This is a genomic window from Actinosynnema sp. (assembly GCF_052038725.1).
On sequence record NZ_JBQGCX010000816.1, the window covers coordinates 1 to 7,405 of the forward strand.

Consider the following 7,405-nt stretch of genomic DNA (forward strand, 5'->3'; position numbering starts at 1 on the left):
TCCATGTCGGCCTTGAACGTGGCCAGCATTTCCTTGATCGGGGCCGGCGGAGTCGCCAGCCGGCCCTCGGCTTCGCCCCGCCACCGCCTCGGGTCGAACCCTTGCGCGAAGTCCCAGTAGTCCGGCCAGCCATGTTCGCTACGTTATCCCCCTGCGCACCACGTGCCCCAGGAGTTGCCGGGGGACGTGAGGTGTGCTTCCTCGATGACCATGGTTGCCCGGATCGCGGTGCGGCCACACCTCGACACGCCGTAGCCTGCCCGCTGTGACTCAACCTGCGCCCACCCCGCCGCTGTGGCGCCTGCTGACCGCCATGGACCGGGCCTTCATCGGCCTGAGCGGCAGCCTCCGGGTGACCGGGGGCATCCCGGCCCGGCTGCGCGGCAGGCCGCTGCTGCTGGCCTCGAACCACATCGGCAACCTGGACCCGTTCGTCCTGGTCGCCGCCTGCCACAAGATCGGCGTCGCGCCCCGGTTCCTGATCGCGGGCGGGCTGCTGGACGTCCCCGTCGCGGGCGCGCTCCTGAAGGCCTCCGGGCACCTGCGGGTGGACCGGGCCTCGGCCACGGTCGGCGACGCGTACGGCCGCACGGTGGAGGCGCTGAAGGCGGGGTCCGACCCGGTCGCGCTGTACCCGGAGGGGCGGATCAGCCAGGACCCCGGCCTGTGGCCGGAGCGCGGCAAGACCGGCGCGGCGCGGCTGGCGCTCAGCGGCGGCATCCCGGTGGTGCCGGTGAGCCAGTGGGGCGCGCACGAGGCGGTCTGCTGGGGCGGGCTGACCGTGGACAGCGCCAAGGACGTCGCGCCCTACGTGACCTCGTACCTGCGGGGCGTGCGGCGGCGGCCGGAGTACCGGGTGCACTTCGGGGCGCCGGTGGACCTGTCCGACCTGAGCGACGGCGCGCCCGGTCACGCCCGGCGCGCGCACGAGCGGATCATGCGGGCGATCACGGCGGGCCTCGCCCCGCTGCGGGCCGACGAGCCCGACGCGCCCCGCTTCCAGGACCCGACCCGGCCGACCACCGGCAGCAGCCCGTGGCGGCCCGCGCCCGCGGCAGGCGCCTCGTCCTGACGCGGGGCCCCCGCGAACCGGGCGAACGCGCGAGCGGGGGCCGGGACGAGTCCCGACCCCCGCTCGACGCGGAAGAACCCCTCGGCCCTAGACCGGGATGATCGTCGGCACGATCATGGGCCTGCGCCGGTAGGTCTCGGCGACCCAGCGGCCGACCACCCGGCGCACCGCCTGCGCGATGCGGTGCGAGTCGGTGATGTTCTCGGCCTCGGTGCGCGACAGCTCCATCTCCACCAGCGAGACGGCCTGGTCCAGCGCCTTCGGGTCGTCGGAGAAGCCGCGGCCGGACACGGTCGGCGGGGCGACCGCGCGGCCGGTGCTGGAGTCGATCGCGACCGTGATCGCGATGAAGCCGCCCTCGCCCAGGACCAGGCGGTCGGACAGCGTCGACTCCCCGACGTCGCCGACCGACAGCCCGTCCACGTACACGTGGCCGACCTCGACCCGGCCGCTGATGGCAGCCTTGCCGTCGACCATGTCCACGACGACGCCGTCCTCGGCGATGACGACCTGCTCCTCGTTCACGCCCGTGGCCACCGCCAGCGCGGCGTTCGCGCGCAGGTGCCGCCACTCGCCGTGCACCGGCATGACGTTGCTGGGGCGCACCGCGTTGTAGAGGAACAGCAGCGCGCCCGCGGGCGAGTGACCGGACACGTGCACCGTGGCGTTGCCCTGGTGCACGACCGTGGCGCCCAGCCGGGACAGGCCGTTGACCACGCCGAACACCGCGTTCTCGTTGCCGGGGATCAGCGAGCTGGCCAGCACGATCGTGTCACCGGCGCGGATGGAGATCTGGCGGTGCTCGCCGCGCGCCATCCGGGACAGCGCCGACAGCGGCTCGCCCTGGGAGCCGGTGGAGACGAACAGGACCTGGTCCTCGGGCATCCGCATGGCCTCGTCGATGTCGACGAACAGCCCGTCCGGCACGTGCAGCAGGCCCAGCTCGGCGGCGATGCCCATGTTGCGCACCATCGAGCGGCCCACCAGCGCGACCCGGCGCTCGTAGCGCACGGCCACGTCCAGCACCTGCTGCACGCGGTGCACGTGCGAGGCGAAGCAGGCCACGATGACGCGCTGCTCGGCCTTGCGGATGACGTTCTCCAGCACCGGGCCGATCTCGCGCTCGGGCACCACGAAACCGGGCACCTCGGCGTTGGTGGAGTCGACCAGGAACAGGTCGACGCCCTCGTCGCCGAGCCGGGAGAACCCAGCCAGGTCGGTGAGCCTGCCGTCGAGCGGCAGCTGGTCGAGCTTGATGTCGCCGGTGTGCAGCACCAGCCCGGCGGAGGTGCGGATGGCCACGGCCAGCGCGTCCGGGATGGAGTGGTTGACCGCGAAGAACTCCAGCTCGAACGGGCCCGCGTCGCGGCGCTCGCCCTCGACGACCTCGATCAGCTTGGGGTTCTTGCGGTGCTCGCGGCACTTGGCGGCCAGCAGCGCGAGGGTGAAGCGCGAGCCCACCACGGGCAGGTCGGGGCGCAGCTTGAGCAGGAACGGCACGGCGCCGATGTGGTCCTCGTGGCCGTGCGTGAGCACGATGGCCTCGATGTCCTCCAGCCGGTCCTCGATCGCCCGGAAGTCCGGGAGGATGAGGTCGACGCCGGGCTGGTCGTCCTCGGGGAAGAGGACGCCGCAGTCGACGACGAGCAGCCTGCCTGCGTGCTCGAACACCGTCATGTTGCGGCCGACCTCGCCGATTCCGCCCAGTGCGACGACGCGCAGCGCACCGTCGGGCAGCGCGGGCGGGGGTGAGCTCGGATTGATCACGCGTTGACTCCCAGTTCGGCCTTCACGGCCTCGATGTCCTCGTCGGTGGCGGGTACCAGCGGCAACCTTGGGTCGCCCGCGTCGATCCCGCGCAAACGCAGGCCCGCCTTGGTGTAGGTGACTCCGGGCATGCGGCCGAACGGCCGCAGGAGCGGCAGGATCGACTGGTGCAGCTCGCGGGCGCGCACGACGTCGCCCGACTCGAAGGCGTCGATCATCGCACGCAGCGGGCCCGCGGCGAAGTGCGACACGACGCTGACCGCGCCGACCGCGCCGACGGCGAGCCACGCCAGGTTCAGCGGGTCGTCGCCGGAGTAGTAGGCCAGGTCGGTCTCGGCGATGACCCGGCTGCCCGCGTGCAGGTCGGCCTTGGCGTCCTTGACGGCCAGGATCCGGGGGTGCGCGGCGAGCCGCAGGATCGTGTCGACCTCCAGCGGCACGACCGACCTGGGCGGGATGTCGTAGAGCATCACGGGCAGGTCGGTCGCGTCGGCCACGGTGGTGAGGTGGGCCGCGACGCCCGCCTGGGTGGGGCGGGAGTAGTACGGCGTCACCAGGAGCAGGCCGTGCGCGCCCGCCTTCTGGGCGGACTGGGCCAGCTCGACGCTGTGCGCGGTGTTGTAGGTGCCCGCGCCCGCGACGACGGTGGCGCGGTCGCCGACCGCCTCCACGACCGCCCTGACGAGGGCTTCCTTCTCCTCGTCGGTGGTCGTGGGGCTCTCCCCCGTGGTGCCGTTGACGACCAGCCCGTCGTTGCCCTGCTCGACCAGGTGCGCCGCGAGCTCCTGGGCCTTGGCCAGGTCGAGCGCCCCGTCCGCGTCGAACGGGGTCACCATCGCGGTGAGCAGGCGGCCGAAGGGGCGGCCGGGTGAGGCGGTAGGGCATCCGGTCATGGCTGAACGCTACCGCGTCACCCTCAGCGAGCAGCCGCTACGTGCTCCGGTTGAGCGAGCGGACCGCCTCGACGGCCGAGGGGTCGCCCTCGTAGCTCACCCGCACGGCGTCCCGGCCGAAGCAGAGCAGGGCCAGCTCGGCGGGCTCGCCGGTGATCGTGACCGGCGTCGGGCCCGCCTTCGCGGTGATCGTCTCGCCGCTGGTGCGGCGCAGCACGACGCCCACCGGGCTCTTGCGGTGGTTGAGCTTGGCGATGGGGGGCAGGGCCCGCCACAGGTCGGCGTCGCGGACCACGTCGGCGGGGCGCGGCTCCCAGCCGTCCAGCGCGCGGCGGACGTCCTCGTGGTGGACGAAGTACTCCATGCCGTTGACCTTCTCGTCCAGCAGCGCGAGCGGCGACCACTTGGGCGGGCCCACACGGACCAGGTCGACCAGCTCGGCCCACGGCTTGGCGGCGTAGTCGTCCTGGACCTTCTGCGTGTGGTCGCCGAGCGGCTTGACGAACAGGCCCGCGGCGGCGTCCGGCCTGCGCTCGCGCAGCACGAGGTGCGCGGCGAGGTCCTTGGTGCGCCACGGGTCGCACAGCGTGGGGGCGTCCGGCCCCACCTCGGTGAACAGCTCCGCCAGCAGTCGGCGTTCGTCCTGAGCTAGACCCATGCCGCCCAACCTACCCGCCGGGGAGCGGTCCGTGTTGACAGCGCCTACTTGCCGGGGTCCGCTCGCGCGGCTAGCGGTCGACGAGCTTCTCGGCGAGCTGGCTGCCGTCCTTGTTCCAGAGCACGCAGAAGACCTCGCGGGAGGTCTTCGTGTCGGCGTACTGCCTGCGCCAGTTCGCCGCGGTCGGCACGACCGGCGCGTAGACCAGCGCGGTCTTGTCGGTGGCCGTGACCAGGCTGGAGGCGAAGCTGAGCGAGCAGAACTCGTTCGCGAAGGCGTGCAGCTGCGCGTCGCCGGGGTAGGCCAGGTCGTCGGCGCTGCCGAACGGGTTGCTGCTGGCGAACACCTGGATGCTGTGGTCGTCCTCGCAGCTGGCGCTGTTGACCTTGACGGTGGGGCCGAGGAAGTTGTCGCCGCAGTAGCCGCTGCTGAGGCTGAAGTCGGGCAGGGCACCGCCGGAGCCGAACGTGACCACCGGCTGGAGGCCCTCGGGCGGGGACTCGGTGAAGGCGGCGCGGCCTGCGAAGACGCCGCCGGTGAACACCAGCAGGGCAGCCGCGGCGGCCCCGCCGATGGCGAGGTTGCGCAGCCACGGCCTGACCGGGGCCTTGACCTGCTGGGTGGGCGCCGGCGCGTGCTGGGTGTAGCTCACGGTGCCGCCGGGGTGCCGGGGGACGCCGCCGGGCGGGGTGGGCTGGGCGGCGGCGCGCTCCAGCATGGCGCGGGCCTGCGGGCCGGTCAGCCTGGCCGTCGGGTCGGTCATCAGCAGGCCGGTGACCACCGCGCCCAGCGCGCCGTGCGCCCTGGTCAGGCGGGGCGGCTCGCTCATGATCGCGTGCAGGGTGGAGGCGGTGGTGGAGCGCTCGTACGGGTTGACGCCCTCGACGGCGAAGCACAGCGTCGCGCCGAGCGACCACAGGTCGGCGGCGGGCGCGGCCTCGTGGCCGTGGATGCGCTCGGGGGCCATGTAGGCGGGTGAGCCGATGAGGCTGCCGCTGGTGGTCAGGCGCGGGTCGTCCACGGCCTGGGCGATGCCGAAGTCGGCCAGCTTGACCCGGCCGTTCGGGGTGATCATGAGGTTGCCGGGCTTGACGTCCCGGTGCACGATGCCCGCCTGGTGCGCGGTCTCCAGCGCGGACAGCGCCTGCAGCGCGAGGGAGGCGACCCGGTCCTGCGGCATCGGGCCGTGCTGCGCGACCAGCGCCGACAGCGTGGTGGCCTCGACCAGCTCCATCACGATGTACGTCATGCCGTTCTCGGCGACGACGTCGAACACGGTGACGATGGCCGGGTCGTTGAGCCTGCCCGCCGTGCGGGCCTCGCGCAGCACCCGCTCCTCCAGGACCCGCCGCTCCTCGTGGGCGATGCCGTCCGGGAGGTGCAGCTCCTTGATGGCGACCTGGCGGCCGATCACGTTGTCCTGCGCGCGCCAGACCACGCCCATGCCGCCGCGCCCCAGCTCCGCGAGCAGGGTGTAGCGGCCCGCGATGACGCGGGGCTGCCGCACTGGGGGCGTGCTCTGCTGACCAGTCACCGTGGTACTACTCCTCGTGACACCGCTGACCCGACCGGGCGGCCGAACGCTACTTCAGACCTCCGGCGGACGGGCGCGGTTTCACGGATTCGTGATTTCGTGCCCCGCCGCGGCCAGCGCCCGCGTCGCTCGGCCGAGGTCGCCCTCCTTGACCAGCAGGTGGTCGGTGTCGAAAGTGGACAGCGCGAACAACGTCACACCGGCGGCGGCCAGCTCCCCGGACAGGGCGGCCATGATGCCGGTGAGGGTGAAGGCCAGCGGCCCGCGCACGGTCAGCAACCGCCACCCGGACTGGGTGTCAGCCGACTCGGGGGCGTGCGCGGTCGGGCAGACGATCGACAGCTCGTCCGGCGTGCGGGTGACCGAGACGAAGCCCGGCACGTCCAGCAGGCCGGGCGGCACGGGGGCGTCGGCGGGCAGCCGGACGACGCTGTGGTCGCCCGGCCGCACGTCCACGACGAGCCGCCTCACCCCTCCGCCACCAGCGGGCTGGAGGCGACCTCGGTGCCGTCGGCGAGCGAGGTGACGGCGAAGTCCGCGAAGGCGCCGGGGGCGGCCTTCTGCAGGTGGCGCAGGCACTCGATGGCCAGGGCGCGGATCTCCACGTCGGCGTGCTCGGTGGCGCGCATCGCGATGAAGTGGCGCCAGGCGCGGTAGTTGCCGGTCACCACGAGGCGGGTCTCGGTGGCGTTGGGCAGCACGGCGCGGGCGGCCTGCCGGGCCTGCTTGCGGCGCAGGGTCGCGCTGGGCACGTCGGAGAACTTCTCCTCGAGGCCCTTGAGCAGGTCGTTGTAGGCGGCGACGCTGGCCTCGGCGGCGGCCAGGAAGCGGGCGTGCAGCTCGGGGTCGTTCGCGATGACCTCGGGCTCGACCATCGCGGCGTCGCGCTCGGGCACGTAGCGCTGCGAGAGCTGCGAGTACGAGAAGTGGCGGTGCCGGATCAGCTCGTGGGTGAGCGAGCGCGAGATGCCGGTGATGTAGAAGCTGACCGAGCCGTGCTCCAGGACGGACAGGTGGCCGACCTCGATGATGTGGCGCAGGTAGGCCTCGTTGGTCGCGGTGGCCGGGTTCGGCTTGGACCAGGACTGGTAGCACGCGCGGCCCGCGAACTCGGCGAGCGCCTCGCCGCCCTCGGCGTCGGTCGACCACGGGACGTCAGACGGGGGGAAGAACTCCGTCTTCGCGATCAACTGCACGTGCGGGGACACCGTTTGAGCCATGAGGCGAAACCTTAGAGCACTGCGGGAGCCTCTCTGGCTGGGATCCGGCGGTCGCCCCCGTGTCGTGGGCCTCAGTCTTGCCCTATCGGGTGATGTCGTGGTGGCGGCAACATCGACAGCACCACGCTCCTTGACTGCTGCCATTCGTGGTGTCATCTTGGTGTCATGGACCTTTCGCCGTACATCTCCGCCCTGCGGGAAGACCTGACGACAGCCGCGTCCGCCGGTGACGAGAACACCCGGCGCAGCGCGGCCGTGCTC

7 protein-coding genes and 1 pseudogene are annotated in these 7,405 nt (G+C 72.7%); 2 read left to right on the forward strand and 6 right to left on the reverse strand.

All coding sequences use genetic code 11. From position 1 onward, the window contains the following. The first annotated feature begins 265 nt into the window (after positions 1 to 265). The gene (locus ACTUAL_RS16810; RefSeq protein ID WP_096496496.1) at positions 266 to 1,072 is read left to right on the forward strand and encodes a lysophospholipid acyltransferase family protein; all 807 of its coding nucleotides are present in this window, start codon (positions 266 to 268) and stop codon (positions 1,070 to 1,072) included. A gap of 87 nt (positions 1,073 to 1,159) precedes the next feature. Here the strand turns inward: ACTUAL_RS16810 and ACTUAL_RS16815 are convergent, their stop codons facing one another. The 6 genes from ACTUAL_RS16815 to thyX form a co-directional block, all read right to left on the reverse strand. Next, on the reverse strand, positions 1,160 to 2,839 hold the full coding sequence (locus ACTUAL_RS16815) for a ribonuclease J (protein WP_440900929.1): 1,680 nt from the start codon (positions 2,837 to 2,839) through the stop codon (positions 1,160 to 1,162). Next, positions 2,836 to 3,732: a 4-hydroxy-tetrahydrodipicolinate synthase gene (dapA, locus tag ACTUAL_RS16820; protein ID WP_096496498.1), complete on the reverse strand. Its 897-nt coding sequence runs from the start codon at positions 3,730 to 3,732 to the stop codon at positions 2,836 to 2,838. Before dapA ends, ACTUAL_RS16815 begins: the two co-directional genes overlap by 4 nt. Positions 3,733 to 3,769: 37 nt before the next feature. After that, a complete protein-coding gene (locus ACTUAL_RS16825) occupies positions 3,770 to 4,390 on the reverse strand; it encodes a TIGR03085 family metal-binding protein (RefSeq protein ID WP_096496499.1) in 621 nt (206 codons plus the stop codon). 70 nt (positions 4,391 to 4,460) lie between these two features. Beyond that, positions 4,461 to 5,924 carry a serine/threonine-protein kinase gene (locus tag ACTUAL_RS16830; protein WP_440900930.1) on the reverse strand — a complete coding sequence of 488 codons (1,464 nt, stop codon included), beginning with the start codon at positions 5,922 to 5,924 and terminating at the stop codon, positions 4,461 to 4,463. 81 nt (positions 5,925 to 6,005) lie between these two features. Continuing rightward, positions 6,006 to 6,395, reverse strand: coding sequence for an ACT domain-containing protein (locus ACTUAL_RS16835; protein ID WP_440900931.1), 390 nt, complete (start codon positions 6,393 to 6,395; stop codon positions 6,006 to 6,008). Beyond that, positions 6,392 to 7,144, reverse strand: coding sequence for an FAD-dependent thymidylate synthase (gene thyX, locus ACTUAL_RS16840; RefSeq protein ID WP_096496502.1), 753 nt, complete (start codon positions 7,142 to 7,144; stop codon positions 6,392 to 6,394). The genes ACTUAL_RS16835 and thyX overlap by 4 nt, the downstream gene beginning before the upstream one ends. 165 nt (positions 7,145 to 7,309) lie before the next feature. On the opposite strand from thyX, the pseudogene ACTUAL_RS16845 reads away from it, so the two are divergent. After that, positions 7,310 to 7,405 (forward strand): annotated as a pseudogene (locus ACTUAL_RS16845) (toxin-antitoxin system HicB family antitoxin); the annotation flags it as partial.